At 68.9% G+C, this 20,329-nt stretch carries 8 protein-coding genes; 7 read left to right on the top strand and 1 reads right to left on the bottom strand.

Annotated elements, in window-relative coordinates:
* The first annotated feature begins 273 nt into the window (after window positions 1–273).
* The 4 genes from ACLJN9_RS19400 to ACLJN9_RS19385 all read left to right on the top strand — a co-directional run bounded on the left by ACLJN9_RS19400 (window position 274) and on the right by ACLJN9_RS19385 (window position 11,629).
* Window positions 274–2,739, top strand: coding sequence for an AAA family ATPase (locus ACLJN9_RS19400; RefSeq protein WP_410812832.1), 2,466 nt, complete (start codon window positions 274–276; stop codon window positions 2,737–2,739).
* Window positions 2,736–3,119, top strand: coding sequence for a hypothetical protein (locus ACLJN9_RS19395; protein WP_410812831.1), 384 nt, complete (start codon window positions 2,736–2,738; stop codon window positions 3,117–3,119). The genes ACLJN9_RS19400 and ACLJN9_RS19395 overlap by 4 nt, the downstream gene beginning before the upstream one ends.
* Before the next feature lie 273 nt (window positions 3,120–3,392).
* Window positions 3,393–6,704, top strand: coding sequence for a hypothetical protein (locus ACLJN9_RS19390; protein WP_410812830.1), 3,312 nt, complete (start codon window positions 3,393–3,395; stop codon window positions 6,702–6,704).
* Window positions 6,701–11,629 carry a DEAD/DEAH box helicase gene (locus tag ACLJN9_RS19385; protein ID WP_410812829.1) on the top strand — a complete coding sequence of 1,643 codons (4,929 nt, stop codon included), beginning with the start codon at window positions 6,701–6,703 and terminating at the stop codon, window positions 11,627–11,629. Before ACLJN9_RS19390 ends, ACLJN9_RS19385 begins: the two co-directional genes overlap by 4 nt.
* A 260-nt stretch (window positions 11,630–11,889) precedes the next feature.
* On the opposite strand, the gene ACLJN9_RS19380 is transcribed toward ACLJN9_RS19385, so the two are convergent.
* Entirely contained in the window at window positions 11,890–16,131 is a 4,242-nt protein-coding gene (locus ACLJN9_RS19380; RefSeq protein ID WP_410812828.1) for a response regulator, read from the bottom strand.
* 682 nt (window positions 16,132–16,813) lie between these two features.
* On the opposite strand from ACLJN9_RS19380, the gene ACLJN9_RS19375 reads away from it, so the two are divergent.
* From ACLJN9_RS19375 to ACLJN9_RS19365, 3 genes are all read left to right on the top strand, one after another.
* The gene (locus ACLJN9_RS19375; RefSeq protein WP_410812827.1) at window positions 16,814–17,296 is read left to right on the top strand and encodes a hypothetical protein; all 483 of its coding nucleotides are present in this window, start codon (window positions 16,814–16,816) and stop codon (window positions 17,294–17,296) included.
* A 263-nt stretch (window positions 17,297–17,559) separates the two neighbouring features.
* Entirely contained in the window at window positions 17,560–17,835 is a 276-nt protein-coding gene (locus tag ACLJN9_RS19370) for a transposase (protein WP_410812826.1), read from the top strand.
* Window positions 17,796–20,102 (top strand): hypothetical protein, encoded by a 2,307-nt coding sequence (locus tag ACLJN9_RS19365; protein WP_410812825.1) that lies wholly within the window; start codon window positions 17,796–17,798, stop codon window positions 20,100–20,102. Before ACLJN9_RS19370 ends, ACLJN9_RS19365 begins: the two co-directional genes overlap by 40 nt.
* Window positions 20,103–20,329 lie beyond the last annotated feature (227 nt).

Below are 20,329 nucleotides of genomic sequence, written 5' to 3'. Positions count from 1 at the left end.
GGATCACTCTACACGACCCCTGAGGCGTGTAAACGGTTTGACACCGCTTTCACTGTCGAGTGTGCTACTGTCGTTTTCAGTGAGCGGGCCGAGGTTTGCCTCGGCTGCCACCGATGCTTCCTGTCCGGGTGTCGACGCCCGGGCGCGCCACGCAATCACCACGTCCGGCGGGCCCAGTACCTCCGCCGGACAGATCCCTCATGCCGACGTAGCGAGTAGCCCTGCCTTCCGGCACGGCCACCCGTCACCCCTCCCCACGAGAGGAGGCACCACATGAGCATCGACCCCCAAGCCGACACCGTCGACCAGCTCATCCTCGACCACCTCGACCACTCCGACCTGACCGAGACCGCCAAGGACCTCGTCATCGCCGCCCTGCTCGGCGGCGACGAGCTCGCCTCGGTGCTCGGCGGTGCGGCGCCGCGCCGACCGGCACCCCCGTCGCCCGACACCGAAACCCCGGAACCGATCGGGACCTACCTCGCCAGCATCGAGGTGACCGGGTTCCGCGGCATCGGACCCACGGCCACGCTCAACCTCGTACACGGACCCGGACTGACCATCGTGACCGGTCGCAACGGCTCGGGTAAGTCCAGCTTCGCCGAAGCCGCCGAGTTCGCCCTGACCGGTGAGAACAAGCGGTGGGCTGGCCGCAGCTCGGTCTGGCGGGAGGGCTGGCGCAACCTGCACGCCACCGAAAACCCTCGCATCCACGTACGACTCGGGGTCGAAGGCCACCGCAACGGTGCCACCGTCGAATGCGACTGGGCGCCCGAAGCAGGGCTCAACGACGGCAAGACGTTCCTGCAGATCGCCGGTAAGCCCCGGCAGTCGGTTGCCGACCTCGGATGGGCGCAGCCGTTGGAGCTGTACCGCCCGTTCCTCTCCTACGCCGAACTCGGTGGGCTGCTCAGCGGCCGCCCCAGCGAGATGCACGACTCGCTGCACCGCATCCTCGGCCTCGGTCGCCTCGTCGAGATCGAGACCATGCTCAAGACCGTGCGTAAGGAGATGGACGACCGGCGCAAGCTGGCCGGCGCTCAGCTGCCGCAGCTGCGGACCGCGCTTGCCGCCCACCCCGACCCGCGCGCCCGCCGCGCCGAGCAGGCGCTCAGCGGCAAGGCCCCCGACCTCGACGAGCTTGCGACGTTGGCCACCGCCGACGAGCCGACCAGTGACACCACCCTCGTGCCGCTGCGCCAGCTCGACGTACTCGACCTCCCCGCACGAGACGCCCTGGTACGCGAGCTGGAGCGACTCCGTGGGGCGCTGCAACAGATCGACGACTTGGCCGGTACGCCGGTGGAGGAAGCTCGGGCGCTCGCCCGGCTGCTGAGCGACGCCCTACGCCATCACCACAGCCACCCGGGCCAGCCCTGTCCAGTGTGCGGGGGTCGCACCCTGGACGAGGCGTGGGCCGAGCAGGCACAGGCGCAGCTGCGACGACTCACCGAGCGGGCCGAGCGCCTCGACGAAGCCCACGAGCTCGAGCAGGGTTCGCGTCGCGCGCTGCGGAGCTGGCTGCCCCAGCTGCCGCCCGTACTCGCCGTCAACCTCACCGCCGAGGGGGTGGACACCGGCGACGTCCGGGCCGCATGGCAGCACTGGGACGAGCTGATCGGGTCGGCCGACTCGCACAAGATCGCCGAAGCGGCGCTCGCCACCTTCGACGCGCTCACCACCGTCCTGCAGCCGGTCAAGGCGGCAGCACGGCAGGCGCTCGAACGCCGGCAGGCCGCCTGGCAGCCCCTCGCCGACCAGATCCGCGCCTGGATCGACACCGAGCAGGCCAGCCGTCAGTCCGTGCAGATGTTCACGGCGCTGAAGGCCGCGGTCACCTGGCTGCAGACGGTCGGCGGGAGCATCCGCAACGACAAGCTCGCACCGGTGGCCGCGGAAGCGACCGGGATCTGGAACACGCTGCGGCAGGAGAGCAACGTCGACCTCGGCGCGATTCAACTCGCCGGCACCGGCACCAGCCGACGGGTGGACCTGAAGGTCAACGTCGACGGCGTATCCGGGGCGGCGCTGGGGGTGATGAGTCAGGGTGAACTGCACTCGCTCGCCCTGGCGCTCTTCCTGCCCCGTGCCACGATGCCGGAGAGCCCGTTCCGGTTCCTCGTCATCGACGACCCGGTGCAATCCATGGACCCGGCCAAGGTCTACGGGCTGGCCAAGGTTCTGGACCAGGTGGCGAAGCACCGGCAGGTCATCGTCTTCACCCACGACGACCGCCTCCCGGCCGCAGTGCGACACCTGCAACTCGACGCCCGGATCCGGATCGTCAGCAGGCTGGCGCAGTCCCAGGTCACCGTCACCGGTGACGCGCACGGCGACCCCGCCCGGCGCTACCTCGACGACGCGGCGGCCATCGTCCGCGACGACGACATGGCCGACGAGGTCCGCCGTCCGGTCGTCTGCAACCTCATCCGCGACGCCCTCGAATACACCTGCCACGAGCGGATCCGTACCCGTGACTTCCGGGCCGGGCTGCCGATCGCAGAGACCGAGGCGGCGATCAGCGAGGCGCACGGTCTGCGACCGACCCTCGCGCTGACGCTCCTGTCGGACCACCGGCGGGCCGGCAAAGAGTTGAACCAGCCGCTGGAACGGCTGCACCCCGCGGCCCCGCGGGTGGTCGCCATCGCCAACCGTGGCGCGCACGGCGGGAGCTCCGGCGACCTCGCCGGGCTCGTGTCCGGCGCGCGGGCGGTGGTGGGGAGGCTGAGCCAGCCGTGAGCCCACACACGTATTTGAACGCCGCCAGTGCGCTGCTGCTCCACCCGCCGTCCAGCATGCGCCGCTGCTGGCAACGCGGATCCGCCTGCCTGACCCGCCTCGCCCTCGAACAGGGGCTGCGGCACTACTGGGACCAGGTCGCTCCGTCCGTCGTCGACTGCCCCATGCGCAATCAACTGCTCGTTCTGCCCACCTTCGCCGGTGCCGAGGCAGCCTCGACGGCGCGCACCGCCTGGCACGGCCTGTCCCGCGCGATGCACCACCACACCTACGAGCTCGCACCCACGGTCGCGGAACTCCGCGGCTGGCACCAGGACGTCACCGCACTGTTACCCCAACTCGAACTGGCTAGCCCGACCGGCCCGACGGACCAGGCCTGACGCGTCCGCCATCCAGTGATCCGCGTGCCGGGCCGGTCACCTGCCCGCCAGGTGACCGGCCCGCCAGGCGGAAGACGTCAACGCCGCCGCTTCTCACTCCACTGAGTGGGGCAGCGTCCGCCGAACTGTCCACCGCTGCCCCCGACCGGTTCCACCTCAGTGACCGATCGGGCAGGCCGGACGCCGAGGCGATGGTTTGGTCTTGATCACGCCTTGGCTTGCTTGCATAGTCGCCCTACCGCGCTGACCACCCCAATCCACAAGAGGGAGACCGTGTCACACGCAACCGAGATACTTCGGCTCCGGGAAGACGAGTGGGCGCCAGCCCTGCGCGCGGTGTCGCTGGTCGCCGAGATTGACGCACCAGAGGACCACGCCAAAGAGGTCATTCGCGCCCTGGGACGAGTCTTCTGGTACTGCGCCCCCCGCGAACGGCAGCTGCTGCTCACCCGTCACTACCCCGCGTGCCTGGTCGTCGGACTGACCGGGCTCGGTGCCGTCGGGTACGAACACGGCGACTACTGGAGCGCCGTCCACAACGAGGCGCCGGGCCAGATCGACCAGACGCTCTGGGGGAGGGCCTTCCGCGGCAACCTCGACCACTTCAGGCTGGCCCGGTTCCCTGGTCTACCGCAGGTCTACGTCGGTGAGATCCTCATGCACGCCGGGGTCCCCGCGTACTGCCTCGGCGACCTGTTGAATCTCCTCCTGCACCGCCAGGCCCGCGAACCCGGACTCACAGGCGAGAGCTTCCTCGCCTGGGCGCTCGCGCCCGGCCGTGAGTCGCGCCTGAACGGGACCGACAAGCCGGTGCAGCGGTTCATCCAACGTGGCGAGGACTACGCCGCGGACCTTGTCGACCGCTGCCTCGACCTGTTGGAACGGCTGCGGCAACCGGGGTTCACCGCCGACGGACTCGGACTCTCCCCACACCTGATCGAAAGAGCTCAGGCGCTCGCGGAGGCGGAGCAGCTCGACTGGACAGGCAGCTCGGAGCGCGGCGGGTCGGCCGCGCAGGCGGCGCCGCAGCGACCTCACCTGGAGTTGGAGCCGTTCGGCCGAGGCCTGATGGTGTGGCTGCCGCCGGTCCATGACGCAGCAGACGGTCGCGTCATGTGGCAGTTGCGCTTCGACGGCGAGGTCGGATCGGTCGTCAGTCAGTCCCGCTGGCCCGGCGCCAGCGAGACAGCGCCCGCAGCGGCGGTAGCCATCGCACGCCCCGCCCGTCAGGTGACTGTCGAGTTGGCCGGCTACGACCAGGAGTACGAGCTGGACGTGGTCGACCCGCGGGATCCCCTGTTGGTCTTCACCGAGGACGGCCGACTGGTGCCGGCAACCGCCGGATTGCCGCCTGAACCGGTCTGGTTGCTGTATCCGCAAGAGAGCGACGGCGGTAGGCTGCTCGAGCTGCAGATGGATGGCGACCTGGTCGACACGTACGACGTGCCGGCCCCGTACGGTTGGCTCGGCTGGACGCTGCGGCGCGCCGACCTTCGCCAGGTGTCGCAGCTGCGGCTTGGTGGCGGAACACCGCGCCGGGTCAAGGGTGCTCGCCGCGCCCAGCTGCAGCTCGCCCAGCCATTGCCTGGAGTGAGCAGCCTCGTCGGCGCACCGGTGATCGCGACGGCCCCGCGGCTGACCCTGCCGACCGAGCCCGGCGTGAGCACCGACTGGTCGATCCGGATTCGCCGACCCGGCTCCGGTCAGCTCCTGCACACCGAGAGCCTCTCCGCCGACCACGACACGACAGTCGATCCGTGGCGGCACCTGGCCCGCCCCATGGTCGGCGCCTACGAGATCACCGTTCGAGGTCCGCTCGGCCGCGGCCTGGCCCGCACGCTGGAGTTCGCCGAGGGGTTGTCCGTCATCTCCCACCCCGCCTGGCGAGAGATGACGGCGGACGGGCTGGAACCGGCCACCGTAGGAGCCGACGCCACCCTGCCCGACCTGTCGGTCACGCCCCCAATGACCCACCTGGGCTCCGCCGACACCGCTGTCGAGCTGCAGCTCGAGAGCCCGGGCGGCGCGACCACCGTACGGGTCACGCCCGCGCATATGGCGCTCCAACGGCTGGGCGGCGGCAGCCGCGGCGAATGGTCCCTGCAGCCACTGCATCTGGACACCGAGACGATCGGTGAGGGTGAACTGCTCGTGCGGCTGCCGCGGGCGGCGGACGCACGGCTGATCGTCCGTTCCGGGGGCCGCGAGCTGCAAACCGTTCCGTCCGGCGAGACCTACGGGCAGCCGATGGCCCGGTTTGGGCTCGCGGCCATCGCCGACACGGTCGGCGCCCACGGGCTCGCCCAGCTCGACGTCCGCTTTGACGGGCAGGACTTCCCGGCAGCGCGTTGCGTACCTCGACGCCTCGCCAGCGCGGTGCACCTCGAGGACGACCGGCTGGTGCTGGTCGACGGCGTGCGGGCCGAAGGGCTGACGGCCGCGCTGTACCAGGTGTACGCGCCGTGGGAACCGCCGTACCTCGCACGCCTCGGCACCGACCTGGTCAGCGACCAGCTCCCCGAGCGTGTCACCACGGCGGGGCCCCTCGTGGCGCTGTTGCGTATCGAGGATCCGTGGTTGCCGTCGGACTGGCCGGAGTGGCCCGGCCGCGACAACGCCTTCAACCTCGCCGAGCTGACGTGGCAGCCGACCGGCCAGGACCCGGCGGGTGAGGCGGTCTCGGCGTACCTGGCCGGAGCAAGTGCCCTGCCCGACCGACCGGACATCGCGCCGCTGCTGTTCGACCTCTACCCGCGGGCGGACGACCTTTATGCCCGAGGTGTCACGGCCAACATTCGGGGTGCCGCGGCGCTCCTGCGCCCGCATCCCGCCACCGCGCTGGCCGCGCTCACCAAGCACCGCACCTCGGCCGACCAGGTGGTCGCGCCCCTGGTGCACTCCGGCCTGATCGCCCTGCCTCCCGACAGGTACGTCAGTGCCGCCGACGAGGCGCGGTTATGGACGGCGAGCCCGCTGGCCGCAATGCTCGCCTCGGCCCACCGGCTGCCTGACATCGCCTCCGATGCCGATCTGGGCGAACAGATCGCCGCGGTGTGCGGGGAGGTGGCAGTGCACGTGCTCGCCGGCGGCCCCGATCCGCACGAGACGGTCGGGAGGTTCGACCAGTCGGCCGAGGTGTTCGCGTTGCTGCCGGCCGCGGAACGCGACCGGGTGTGGCGGGCGATGCGCGTCGTTCCCGGCGGCCTGCTCGACGCCGACGAACGGATGGTTGCGGCCCGCCACCTCTTTGAGGTACGGGTGCGGCCCGGCCTGGGACGGCTCTCCAGCAACGCGGAGAGTCTGCTGCGCGCCCTGCAAAAGCCCTTGGCCGAGTGCGGCGGGCCGCGGGCGGCGGCCGCGCTGCATGCCCGCAACCTGACTCGAGGGTGGCTCGCTCTCCCCGCGCTGTCGCTGGCGTTCGCCTTCGTGGCGCGTCTTGCCGCCCGAGGGCACGCGGCCCCGGCCGGGCTGCTGCCACGAATCCTTCCCCTACACGCGACCCTCGCCCGCAGCGCGCCGCGTCTCGTCGCCATCGACCTTCTCCTCGCGGAGTTCCTCCTGACCGGAGCCGGAGCAGCCGAATGATCCTCGACCCCCTCGCCACCAGCGACGCGATCGTCTCCACCTACCGGCGCTATCTTCGTTCCCTCGTGGAGCCGAAGGATCCCCGGCTCGCGAGCGCGCTCGAAACCGCGATCGGCGACGCGATCAACCAGGAGATCACCAAGGGACCCCTGCTCGAGGCGACCCCGCCCTACGTCACCAGCGCCACACCCCGGCAGCTCATCGACGCGGGCGTGCTCGATCCCGGCATCACCAGCCTGGGCGCCGGGCTGGCCATGGACCGTCCGCTCTACCAGCACCAGGAGCGGGCGATCCGGAAGGCAACCGCAGGGCGCAACATCGTCGTCGCTACCGGCACCGGATCCGGCAAGACCGAGAGCTTCCTCATCCCCATCCTGAGCCGACTGATGGCCGAACGTGTGGCGGGCAGCCTCGGGCCCGGTGTGCGGGCGCTGTTGCTGTACCCGATGAACGCGCTGGCCAACGATCAGATGAAACGGCTGCGGGGCCTGCTGGCCGAGGCACCGGACATCACCTTCGGCCGGTACACGGGCGAGACCCGCCGCAGTCGCCGGGAGGCCGCGGAGGTCTTCGAGCAGCAGAACCCTGGCGAGCAGCCGCTGCCCAACGAACTGCTCAGCCGGGAGGAGATGCAGCAGCGACCGCCGCACTTGCTGCTGACCAACTACGCCATGCTCGAGTACCTGCTGCTGCGGCCCTTGGACATGGACCTGTTCGAGGGGGAGCACGCCGGGCACTGGCAGTTCATTGTCGTCGACGAGGCGCACGTCTACGACGGGGCTCGCGGGGCCGAATTGGCGATGCTGCTGCGCCGACTCGCCGACCGGGTGGATTCGGGCCGGCCGGTGCAGTGCATCGCGACGAGCGCGACCGTCGGCAGCGACATGGCAGCCGTGGTCGACTTCGCTGCCTCCCTCTTTCCCGTCCCCTTCGAGTACGACCCCGCCGATGACGCGAGGCAGGACGTCATCACCGCCGACCGGGTCCAGCTGCCACCCGGGCCCGAGTGGGGACCCCTGCCCGCTGCGGCGTACGAGAAGCTGCTCAACGCGCCGGATCCCGCCGGCGCCGTCGTGGCCCACGCCCGCGAGCACGGGTACGCCGGGGACGACCCCGCCGAGGCGCTGGCGTACGAGCAGCGCGTTCGCCGGCTCAAGGCGCTGCTCGCCCACGGGCCGATACCGCTGCACGAGGTCGCCCAGGCGCTGTTCCCCGGTAGCGGCGCGTCCGAGACCGCGTCGATGGTCGCTCTCGCCAACAGCGTGCACGATGACGGCGGCACCCCGGTGCTCTCCGCCCGCTACCACCTCTTCGCCCGCGCGACGGAAGGAGCTTTCGCCTGCCTCGGAGCCAACGGGCCGCACGTCAGTCTGACCCGGCACGAGCGCTGCGGACGGTGCGGCGACGCCGCCTTCGAATTCGGCACCTGCCGCCGCTGCGGCACCGTCTACCTCATGGGCACGCTGGAGCGGGTCGGCACCTTCACCGTGTTCCGGTCCCGCCGCTCCCGCGACGAGCAGCAGGTGTGGATGGCGCTGGTCGACGAAGTGGCGACCGACGAGGACGAGGAGATGTTCAGCGGCGCTGCCCAGGCGGCCGGCGAGATGGGCGCGCTGTGCACCCGGTGCGGGGTGTTCCAGATCGGTAAGGCGACCAACTGCCCGCGCTGCCCAGACGGCGCCATGCGGGCCGTACGTTTCCTACGGCAGCGCAGCGACGAGCTCACGGCATGCCTCTCGTGCGGGGGACGCGGAGCCGGCCTGATCCGACTCTTCGCCAGCGGCAACGAAGCCTCCGCCTCGGTCCTGGCGACCGCCCTCTATCAGAAGCTGCCCGTGGCCTCCGATCCCATTCAGCGGGGCCTACGAGGCGGCGGGCGCAAGCTGCTGTTGTTCAGCGACAGCCGGCAGTCTGCGGCGTACTTCGCGCCGTACCTCGAAGACTCCTACGAGCGGGTGCAGCGCCGGCGGCTGCTCCACGAGGGTGCCGTCGCCGCTGCGGCGGCCGATGACGAGGTCCGCCTCACCGACGTCGTCTACCACACCTCTCGAGTAGCCGACCGGTACGGCATCTTCGAACGGCGGCAGAGCCGACAGGCCCGGGAGAGGCAGGTCGCCCTCTGGGCACAGATCGAGGCCGTCGGCGTTGACGAACGCAACTCCCTGGAGGGCAGGGGACTGATCGCCTGGGACATGTCCCGGGACCCCGCCTGGCTACCACCCCAGCCGCTGCTCGCCCTCGGCCTCAGCGACGAGGAGGTCTGGGCGTTGCTCTCCGAGTTGATCCGATCGATTCGGCTCCAGGGCGCCGTCGGTGCCCTCGACGGAGTGGACCCCCGCGATGAGGCGTTCCAGCCGCGGCTCGGCCCGATCTACGTACGCGGCACCGGCTCCGACGCCCGCCGCAAGGTCCTCAGCTGGCTACCGACCAAGGGGACCAACCGGCGGGCCGACTTCGTGACCCGCGTGCTTGCACGGCTCGACCAGCAGGCGGACCCGATCCAACTGCTCGAGGGCGTGTGGCGCCTGCTGACCAAGGGACCACAAGCCGAGTGGCTGATCGTCGGCACCGAACCCGGCATCGGCCAGGTCCACCAACTCGACTCCGCCCTGATCACCTGCACGCCTACGGCCGGCGGCCTGACCATGTGGCAGTGCAGCAGGTGCCGCAAGCTCACCCCGTTCAACGTGCGCGCCACCTGCCCCACCATCGCCTGCACCGGTGACCTCGAATCCTGGACGTCCCCTGCGGCGGACATCGACCCGGATCATTACCGCAATGTCTACCGGGACATGAACCCGGTGCCGCTGCGCGTACTCGAACACACCGCCCAGTGGACCAGCGAACGAGCCGCCGAAATCCAGCAGCAGTTCGTCCGCGGCGAAGTCAACGCTCTCTCCTGCTCCACCACGTTCGAACTCGGCGTCGACGTCGGCGAGCTGCAAGCCGTCATGCTGCGCAACATGCCTCCGACCACCGCGAACTACGTCCAGCGGGCCGGTCGGGCCGGCCGCCGAACCGATTCAGCCGCGCTCGTGCTCACCTATGCCCAGCGCCGCTCGCATGACCTCTCCCGTTTCGCCGAGCCCGACCGGATGATCGCCGGGGAGGTCCGGGCGCCGTACGTGCCCCTGACCAACGTGCGCATCGATCGACGACACGCCCACTCCGTCGCGCTCGCCGCGTTCTTCCGGCAGCAATTTCGGTTCCACGGCACCATCTGGCGTACGGCAGGGGAGTTCTTCCTGCCAGGAGACGACGGGATCGCCCCGGTCACGATGGTCCGTGACTTCCTTACACCAGTGCCGCCGCAGGTCACCGACTCGCTGCGGCAGGTGCTGCCGGCCGAGGTGCTCGACATCATCGGCGTCGACTCCGAAGAATGGGTCAAGCAGCTGGTCGACCTGCTGGAGTCGGTTCGGGCCGAGCTGCAGCAGGATGTCGACACGTACGAGCAGAAGCGGCAGGAGGCCTTCACCGCCCGCCAGGACGACAAGGCCGCGCGGTACGGCCGCGTGATGAACACGATCACTCGCCGCGAACTGCTCGGGCTGCTCGCCAACCGAAACGTCCTGCCAAAGTACGGATTTCCCGTCGACACCGTCGAGCTGCGGCTGGCCTTCGCGGACGCCCCCATCGCCAAGCAACTAGAGCTGTCCAGAGACCTCTCGTCGGCCATCTACGAGTACGCACCCGGTGCGGAGGTCGTCGCCGGGGGACTGGTCTGGCAGTCGGACGGCCTGTACCGGCTGCCCGGGCGAGACCTTGAGCGACGCTACTACGCGGTGTGCGACGGGTGCGGCCACTACCGCGACTCGATCGACCGCCTCGACCAGGAGTGCCCGGCCTGCGGCGCCGCCCTCGTCGGCATACCCCGTCAGTACGCCATTCCCGTCTTCGGGTTCGTCGCGGCACGCGGTACCGGCCGGCGACCCACGAGTGCTCCACGCCGGGCGTGGCACGGCGCAACCCATGTCGTGTCGCCCGGCGTCGAGCTTTACGCGGACAAGTTGGACCTCGCCGGAGGCGCGATCACCATCCGGGCCGGTGCCCGGGGCGAGCTGGTGGCAATCAGCGACGGCGCGATGGGACGCGGCTTCCTCGTCTGCGCGACCTGTGGCTTCGCCAACCGGGCCATCGACGGTCGGGTTGACCACCAGAGTCCACTCAGCGGCCGCGAGTGCCGTGGCCGCATGGAGAACCTGTCGCTGGCCCACAAATATCAGACGGACGTCCTCGACCTGAGCTTCGACGGTGCGGTCGTGATCGGAGTCGAGGACAACGCCTGGCGATCGGTCGCGTACGCGCTAGTCGAGGGCGCAGTGCGCGCGCTCGAGATCTCCCGCGACGACATCGACGCGACGGTCTACCGAACCGAAGCTGGCCGCAGCGTGATCATGCTCTACGACACCGTGCCCGGAGGAGCCGGCCACGTCCGGCGCATCGCTGAGCGACTGCGGGACGTACTCGACCAGGCGCTGCAGCGGGTCCGCGACTGTGAATGCGGCCCGGAGACCAGCTGCTACCGCTGCTTGCGGGTGTTCCGCAACGAGCGTTACCACGAGCAGCTACGTCGCGGTGTGGCGGCGGACGTGCTCAGCCGCCTCCTCGGCAAGCACGACCAGGCGCCCGTCGGAGCGCTGCGGATATCGCTCTCGGACGTCGGGCCTGCGCTTACCGCGACTCGCCGATTTCTGGTGACGGAGGCGCCCGGCGAGGTCTTCGAGCCCGTCACCTCCGGGCAACTCGACCTCTACGAAGGTCGTGTCGTCCTCGCCCGCCGTGATGGGGACGCCGCGGTGGGGCGGCTATGGCTTCGGCGCGATGCCGACGGTGTGGTCGGGGCGGGCCTGCAGCCGATAGCCGGAGCGCCGTTGGATAATGGTGCAGACGATCTCATGTTGCTCGGCGTTGCTGTCTGGTGACGTCGAGCTGGCCTCGGTTTCGCATACCCATTCCTGGTCACCGGCATGGGCCGTGAGTCCTGCGGAGCATGATGACTTCGGTAGTCGACAGGTGCGTTTGGAGAGGCGGTCGAGTTCGAGCCGGCGTCGGGCAGCTGTCAGCCGTATGGTTGGCGGACCGCCTGGTTGACCCTTTCCTTTGGGCGGTGTCTGGTGTGGTCGTGACTGCCAGTCCTGATCGCGGCGCTCCCGTCGGGGGCTCGGTTTCGATTCGGGGTACCCTATCGGGCCGTCGTCCGACGGATCAGTTGGTCGGTGTCCTCGTCAGCTTCCGTCTCCCATTTCTCGCCGTCACCGAAGGGTTGGTAGGCCAGCTTCGTAGGCCGGCCCCGGGACCCCGGGGTGACACCGTCGATGACCGAGACCTGCCACTCGCCCCGGCCCTTGCCGGGTCGGGCCGTCATCCACGGGCCGATCGGGATCCAGGAGTCCACGCCAGCCCGGTATAGGCCGACTGAGTTCTCCTCGGGGGAAGTGCTGCTGGTCAATTTGGCACTTGGCAGAACCGGACCAGTGCCGGTCATCCGGAACGTGGAAACCACATATCGTTTTGAATTGAGTCGCAGAGTATCGGCGATCATCACGGTGCGGCCCGGGATGTGACGCAGGGCTGCGGCGAATTGCTCCAACAGCGGGTCGACCTCGTCGAGCATGCGGGTCACCTCTTTGTTGGGGCGCTCAGAGCGGTGGCTGACCACGTTGCGGCCGGTCTTCACGACGGCGAGCGCGTCCAGGTCGAGACTGCGGATGACCTGTCCCGCATACGAGTCCTGCGTTAGCCGCGTGCCGAGCGCCTTCAGCAGATCAACCCACTTACCCAGCATCATGTGTGGCGCCAGCACCGGCCGAGGCACCCGCGCCTCTGGGTCGTCGTTTAGAAGCTCGCCGAGCCCGACCGCGCCGATGAACCGGAGGGTGTCTTCCACGGCCGCATGGCCGGCGCGTAGTCGCAGGTTGGCCACCGTCTCCGACTCGTAGCGCTGTAAACCGAGCGCCACCGGCAGTGGTAAATCCTGCAGATCACGGCGGCTTTTCCGGCTTAGATCAGCCAGAACCTCCTCGACAATGACGACCAGTTCCTCGGCGGCGTCCGCCTTGGTCACGTACTTGACGGCGCCCGCGTTGATAGCCACTCTCGCCTGGTCAAAGCCTCCCTCGCCGGAAAGCACTACCACCGGCACCCGGTGACCCTCCTCCCGGATGCGCCTTAGCAGCCATAACCCACCCCAGGTATCGGGCGGCATCTGTAGGTCGGAAATCACGACGTCGTAATGTCCGGTACCAAGCCTGGTCAGTGCGCTCTCGCCGTCGTGAGCGATCTCGATCTGGGCGGCAATCGGCTCGAGGTGTCGGGCCATCGTACGGGCGACGTTCTCTTGGTCGTCCACGAGCAACACCCGGACTTTGCGTCGGGGACCCGCCCCCACCAGTGGCACTGGGATCGGGGTGGGCTTGCGGTCGGGCGCGTCGGAATCTGTCACGTCCTCGCATGGCAGGTCGATGATCCAGCGCTGGCCGTCCGCCCCGGGGTCATCGGAGATCGTTGCGCCCAGCCGGCGTAGGTCCATGCGTACCAGCCACAACCCCATGCCCGAGCCATGCACCTTGGTGCTCGTCACGGTCTCGTCCCGCCAGAACCTCTCGCGAATCTCGTCGGACAGCCGCGGGCCGTCGTCGTGCACGACGAGGAACAGATGGCCTGGCTCGGTGTACCAGTCGACGATGATCCGGCCGCCGTTCGGCATCGCCTCGACAGCGTTCTTGATGAGGTTGTCCAGAACTCCCCGCAGCAGCGACGGCGAGAGGGTGACCTCACAATGGCCGGACTCGGCGGGCGCGATCAGGCGTATGTTCTCCATCTCTTTGATTTCCAGGACCTTGGCGGCGCAGTACTCATCGATCCAGCGGCCGAACTGGACCGCCTCTTCGTCGGCATCCGCCAGCGCGCGGTTGGTGTGGTCCAGATGGTCGGCCAGGCGGACTGCGGCCTCGTGGTGCCGGGCGGCATCGGCGAGCCGGTGTAAGCGCGTCACCCGGTCGCGGGCCAGCGCCGCCTTCTGCGCGACGTCTTCCATGCCGATCAACTCGTTCTTGAGCCGGTGCAGCACGTTCGCCAAGATCTCGAAGCCGTTCTGGTCCTGGGGGCCGTGAAATGCGAGCCGGCCGGCCGCCGTGAAGGATCGGTCGGCAGGGTCGGGGGAGTAGGGGGCGCTCAGTGTCTGCGTGCCCGCTCCGGCGGAGACTCCAAGCTCCGGCGCCATCTCCGCGAGCAGGTCGATCAGGGTGCGGACGCGGTCGGCCGTGCCCGTGGCCGTGCTGGTGCATTCAACCCGGACCCCGCCGGGAAGCCGTCGGAAGCGGACCGTTCTGGCGGACTGGGCAGGCAATTCCCGGAGCAATTCACCGATGGCGGCGGCGTCGACGGCGAAGAGGAGTGACGTCGAATCGGGGCCTGAGACCGGCCAGGAGTTGGCGAGCTCGTCTACCGCCTTCTGTTCTCTGGCGGCGCCGGCCCGTAATGCGCCGGCTACCGCCAAAAGGAGGTGCCAGTGGGGTGCCTTCCGAACTACGACGCTGCCTTCCGGGTCGATAGCCCGCGCCCAGGTCGCCAGATCCCTCAACGCCTGCTCCAGCTTCGGCCGCGGCCGCGCCTTCACAGCGTTGCCGTAGGCGGTCACCAGATGGTCGAAGAGGTCATCGTCCAGCGGGCCGGTCAGCGAGTCAACCTCCTCCGCCCACGCGAGGAAGTCGTTGGGCTCGTCACCCGAGGTGGCCAGCAGACCCAGCCCTAGAACCCCGTCCTCGATACAACGCCGGAGATCGCGGCCGCGCAGTACCGGCAGACGCCGAGCCAGGCACTGCAGGAGCAGCATGCTCTCTTCCCGCTCTGCGGTTGTCCCGACGGCGGCCCGGAATTCCGGTCCCAGGGTGAAGAGTTGGTACAACCGCTCTGCGGCCAGTCGGGTGCTCTCCTTCTTCCCCCGCGTTGGAGGGCCGGTCCGCACGAGTTCAAGCTCGCCGATACGGACGGTAAGGGTGGCCGTGGAACGGGAATCGTGCGCAGGCCCGGCGGAGGTAGAGGTAGAGGATGCCTCGCCACCGAAGGTCGCACAAAGGCGCTCCAGCCGGCTCAACTCGTCGAGCCCCTGCGCAAGGGTCTCCCGAAGTATCCAGCCTCGCAGCGTCGCCGGCAGGCCGGCTTCGCCGAACTGCCACGCGACCGAGACGATCGCTTGGAAGACATCAGCCTTCATGCGGGGCTTGCAGTCGGCCTCACCCTGACCGCGGAGCACGGCCGATTCCGGCACGAGCCTGTCGAACATGTCGACGTAACAGCGCTCTGGCAGCGAATGGATCGCCGCCTCCTCGGCTTCGGGTTTGAGCGTGCGGGAGAGCAGGTCGCGGGTGAACTCCGCCGCCGACACCGCCCTGATGGCGTACGACCCGTGGTTGGCCAGTAGTTCGTAGTCGTTCTGTCTGGCCTGGCGGACCAACGACTGGTTCTCGTAAGCCCATGACTTGTGGGTGAGAGCTTGCTGCAAATAAGCCCGGCGATCCTGAGTGATCTGGAGCGTGGTAGCGAGTTCGGCGACTGTGCGGTTTGGTGGGCCCTGCCCCGGTGGGTAGTGAAGGGGCGCCTCCGTGAGCCGCGAGACCGAGCGTCCGCCGAGGCGCGTAACGACCTCACGGTAGAGGCCAGCGTTGCGTAGGTAGTCCTGGACTGCCAGATCCTTCGCGCCGGCTCGCTTCGCGGACTCACCGCGACCCCGCCGTCCCCGGTCGTCAACGATCTCCCAGATGAAGGTCCGCTGATGATCCGGGCCCGTTGGATGGTCCTGGACACTGAGCTGCTGAACCGGGACGGAGCGAGTCAGTTCAGCCCACCAATTGACGCCGTCCATGAGCACCTGCTGAAGTGCCTGCTCGTAGACCTCTGCCACCAGCCGCTTGACGGTGGCGTAACCGCCGAGGAGCACCACCACACCAAGGACCTGGTGGTTGACGTCCTCAGCCAGGCGCGACGTACTCCGCCGGTTCGGCTCCTCACCCTTGCCCAGGTTCATTGACTCGACGACGGTCAGGTTGTCGGCGACACGCCGGGCGACGCGTCCGGGCATGTGCGCAATGAGCTGATTCTGTTTGCTGACCTTGTCTGGACGGGTGCGCTCCACGACCAGGTCGGCCACCGCGAGCGCCAGATGGGTGGAGCCCACCTTGCCCAGTACCGCCAGCGCGGCGGGTGAGATCGGCACCCGGCCAACTTCGTACAAGAACGTTGAGTGACACGCCGCGAGCCGCAACCAGCGCGTCCGCAGCGGGTCGTCGCCGACCCGCCAACCCTGCTTGCCGAGTTCGGCGACTAACGAGTCACTGAGCGGCACATCATCCGCCCCCAGGGCCGGGTCGGGAAGAGAGACGAGGGCGGGTCGGGACATGCCGGCGGTCTCCTCCAGGTAGCGCAAGGGTCGGGCAACTTTACCCCTTCTCCTTCGGCCGACCCGTTCCGCGATCTTGCGGCCCCGTTGACCACTGCCCGGACGGCGTAGGCCCGAGGTGCCTTAAGGCTTCCGGACGGTGAAGAGCTTCTCCTGCCGGCTCCGCTGAGAATCGACCACGTGGTTCCGGCTGACAGCGAGGTGGGTCGGAGGGTGGACGATCGGCGACGCATGCTCCGCTCGTGTCAGCGGCGCACTGTCAGGCCAAGCTCTGCCTGATGTGGGATCCAGGAAGGTCATCGAGTTTGATCTCCGCCGAGGAATTGCGCTAGGGCCAGCAATAGCGCGACAGTGCCGCCGAAGCCGCCGCCGCCAGCGATGATCGCTAGGGGCACCGGCATCCCGCCGGCGACTGACAACAAGCCGGTGGCGGAGCCGACGGGTATCGCGGCGAGCAGGATGATGGCGGTCCAGATGGCGCGCGACGGGTTGGGAGGCCCGGACCGCTGTGTGGACGGCGTAGAGGTGACTGGAACTGCCTGAGTCGGCCGGGGCGAGGTTGTTTTACTCGACACATGGCCAACGTTTACCGACCTCAAGCGATGGGGCAACGTTGGTAGACGCGTTTCGGCCCCCGTATCGCGTCCGAACGGCTGACCAGCGAGAACTCAAGATTTCCCAGTCAGGAAAAACCTGACAACATCAGAGCATGGCGCGGACGTACAGAAATACCTTGAAGGCGCACGCGTATGCGCTGTCCTGCCTCGGCGGAGCGTTGACCGATCTTGCTCACGAGCACCGAGTCGCTGCGAGTGCGATGGAGCGGCAGCCGTCGCAGGGCACACGGGGAGACAGCGATTTTGCCGACTGGATTGCGGCCGCAGCCGAAATTTCGGCTGCGGCCGAGCGGCTACTTGAGTTGGAGGTCGAGTTGGCCCGCCACCATGGCATGACCTGGGAACAGGTTGCCGATGCCCTCGGGGTGAGTCGCCAGTCCGCCTGGGAACGGTTCCGCACCCACTCGCGTTGGGATCGTACCCACCGGCTTTCGCGGCTGCGGCGTGTACGCGGTGCCGCGATGTTCCGGCGGATGGCGCTCGGCCAGAGCGAGGAGTTCGTAGCCGTCCTGCGACAGATGATGCGGGCCGGTCACGCCTCATCCGAGCGCCGGCCGCCCTATGACGATCGGTGACGCCGGAACTTCGGGCATCGGCAATTGAGCACCGCGGCAATCGGTACTCGGTCTTGCGATGATGTCGGAGGTCGACGCCCAGGGGCATCATTGGACATCGGTCCTCAAGCCACCGCCTGGGCACACGTCACCGCTGCGTTGGTGGCCGGGCTCACCGCCCTGCGGGAGCAGATCAGCCCGCTGGAGGAGCAGATTGAGATCCAGTTGCTGCAGCATCCCGACGCGGCAGTGTTCACGTCCCTGCCCGGGCGGGGATCGTCCGCGTGGCCCGCCTTCTGGCTGAGATCGGCGCCGCCTGCGGCCGCTTCCCGACGCCGGAGGCACTCACCTGCCTGGCCGGGGCCGCGCCCTCGAGCAGGCAGTCCGGGAAGGTGAGAATCGTCGGCTTCCGCTGGGCCGTCGACAAACAACTCGGTGGAGCAGTGATCGACTTCGCCGCCGACTTTCGGGCGGTGAAACGGCGTAGCCGGACGACCGCCGGTCGTGAAGGATGTTCGTCATGGCGGACGTCGTTCCACGCCGCGATCTTGCGACGCTGATCGTTGACGGACTCGAGATCGGCACCGGGAAGCAGGATTCGGGAGCAATTGGTGAGATCTTTGGCGCCTTCGGCATCGACCTCGACGCGATCGCGCGGCCGTTACGGGGAAAGGCCGACGAGAAGCGGCTGATCCGCCGCGAGGCCGCCAGGCAGCTCGCCGAGTCGGCACCGTCGCTGTCCGTCCTCGTTAGCGAGCTTCTGCGATGCGGTGGCCGGTACACGGCCATGGTCCGCGACATCTACGCGCGGCTGGCGAAGCACGCCGTCACGACCGGGGGACCGCGAACGTTCAGGATTTCGCGCGACGGCTTGGACGTAGCCGGGGTGACCATTAGTGAGGCCTTCATCGAACGGATCCGGTCGTTGGAGCGGACGGTTCGCGCCGTAGAGACCGGCACGATCGACGAGGATGCAGTCCGGTCGTTTGTCCTGTGGGACGGCGGCGGCCTCTACGGAACCTGGCCGGTTGATTCCGCGGACGGTTTCCGGCTGCCCGACGCGCTGCTGCACCTGGCGTGGCTCCGGCCTGCGTTGCAGGCGCGTACGGAACACGAACCTGCTTGGTCCGGGCCACTGGCCGTCATCGGGGCGGCGGAGAATGCCGGCAAGGCGCTCGTCGCGGCCGGTGAGCGGCTGGTCCGCGCTCACCTGGCGAACCTCGACCGCGCACCCGTTTTCCGCCTGACCGACGTCGACCCGCAGCTTCACGAGTGGCCACAACAGGTCGCGACCGCCGAACCCGCAGGGCGTCCCGGGCAGCGTGTTCTCGTTGCCACGGCCACGCCGGAGCATCTGCACGGCGTCAACGAACCGAGCGACATCGGGCTGGACGAGCACCTCGATGCCGTTGTTCTGCCCGGCAGCGGTCGTGGGCGACAATCAAACTTGGAGGAACTGGCCGGCTTCATCGCCATGTGGCGCCTTGGTCACTGGCCCACCGCCAGGCGCGCGGACCTGGAACTCCGGCTGTTCGCGACGCCCGACACGCTCGCCACGTGGCTTAACCAGCTGCGGACCGCCTGCGACGAGGCCAGCGAATGGTTGCAACGGCGGGTCTTCCGCAAGACCGGCTCGATGAGCGTCGAGGTCCTCCACCGGGCCGTCCAGGAGTACCTCAACCTGCCACTGTGGCAAAACCGGAGCTTGCTGTACGAGGTTTGGGTGCTGTGCGCCACGCTCGATGCGGCCGAGCACGCCGGCTGGATCGTCGAGCTGCCGGGACTGCTTCAGGACGGCGACGTATGGCGCCTGTCCGAGGGCCGAACAGATCGCCCCGTCGGCATGCTGCGGCATGGCGCGACGCCGGCCGCGCATTTGGAGGTGTGGCGAGAACCTGCCCGCGTGGCCGGCGGCGTGGAGCTGACGCCTGACGTCGCCGTTTCGACCCCCGGCGACCACCGGCGCGACCTTCTCGTCGTCGAAGCGAAAGACCAGTACGAGATGCGGCTCGGCCGGGTCCGTCCCCTGTCGGACGGCATGCCGGACCCGAATGACAAGACGCCGATCGGCGTGGCGCTACGATACGCCAACGGCCTTCGACCGAGGGCTACGTGGGTGTGCAACCACTGTGACATCAAGCCCCGGCAGCAGCCGGAGGTGAATCGCGGTGATTTCTGGACCCGGATGCATCTGGCCGGCCAGTTCCGGCCGGGCAATGTGCCGCCGGAGTTCGGTGCGTCGGTCAGTTGGGCGCTGTCACTGGGCGCCGCCGAGCACCGGGTGGCCGCGCCGCCTGAACCGCGCGGACTCGTGCTAGTGATCGATGTGACAGCCAGCATGCACACGTACCTGACCTCGGCGCTGGCGCGGCTCGGAGCCGCCGAGTGGTCGTCGTTCGACCAGATCCGAGCCGTGCTGTACAGCGATCACGGCTACCCCGAGCCCTTCCTGGTTCGCAAGTTCGGGCCCGCCCCGACGATGGCGGCGTTGCTTGAGGCCGTGGCGGTGGCGCCATCCGGCCACGGCGGCGACGTGGAGGAGGCGCTGGAGGACGCGATGCAGCGGTGCCGGGAGTTGGTCGACGATCTGGGACCTCAGGTCATCCTCGTCCTTACGGACGCACCCGCCCACACGGTCGATCGGTGCCCGTACGGGATCGACGTCCAGGTCGAGACCCGCGCGCTGCTGCGGGCCGGGTGCCGCGTGTATGTGGCGAGCGATCATCAGCCAGCGCGCGATGCGACGTGGGCAGCGTTCGCCGGCCATCCTGGATTCCGAAAGGCGCCGCTGAGTGAGTTCATCGGCCGCGAGGGAGCCCGCGGCTGACCGCAGATGAAACGGACGCGCATCAGCTTGCCGCGCCGAGGAAGTCAAGCAGGGCCGTGGGTGTAGGCGGGGGCAAGCGCCGCGAAGTGGCCGCCCGCTGACCACGTGTCAGTGGGCGTCCGGGATGGCGGCGGCCACCACCTGTTGGCGAGTGGCCAGGGGTCGCTTGCGCCAACCAGGACGAGGGCTGGCGCGTTGAGCCCCTGCTTCGCGAGCTCGTAGGCTTT

The organism is Micromonospora sp. 067-2, assembly GCF_046549295.1.
GTDB lineage: Bacteria > Actinomycetota > Actinomycetes > Mycobacteriales > Micromonosporaceae > Micromonospora.
Note: the sequence above shows the minus strand (reverse complement) of the source record. Positions and strands in the feature narration are given on the sequence as shown.

What these genes read in the sequence shown, in the direction of transcription:
- ACLJN9_RS19375 (WP_410812827.1), top strand. Translation starts at nt 16,814, where the DNA reads ATGGCGCGGACGTACAGAAATACCTTGAAGGCGCACGCGTATGCGCTG.
- ACLJN9_RS19400 (WP_410812832.1), top strand. Translation starts at nt 274, where the DNA reads ATGAGCATCGACCCCCAAGCCGACACCGTCGACCAGCTCATCCTCGAC.
- ACLJN9_RS19365 (WP_410812825.1), top strand. Translation starts at nt 17,796, where the DNA reads ATGGCGGACGTCGTTCCACGCCGCGATCTTGCGACGCTGATCGTTGAC.
- ACLJN9_RS19385 (WP_410812829.1), top strand. Translation starts at nt 6,701, where the DNA reads ATGATCCTCGACCCCCTCGCCACCAGCGACGCGATCGTCTCCACCTAC.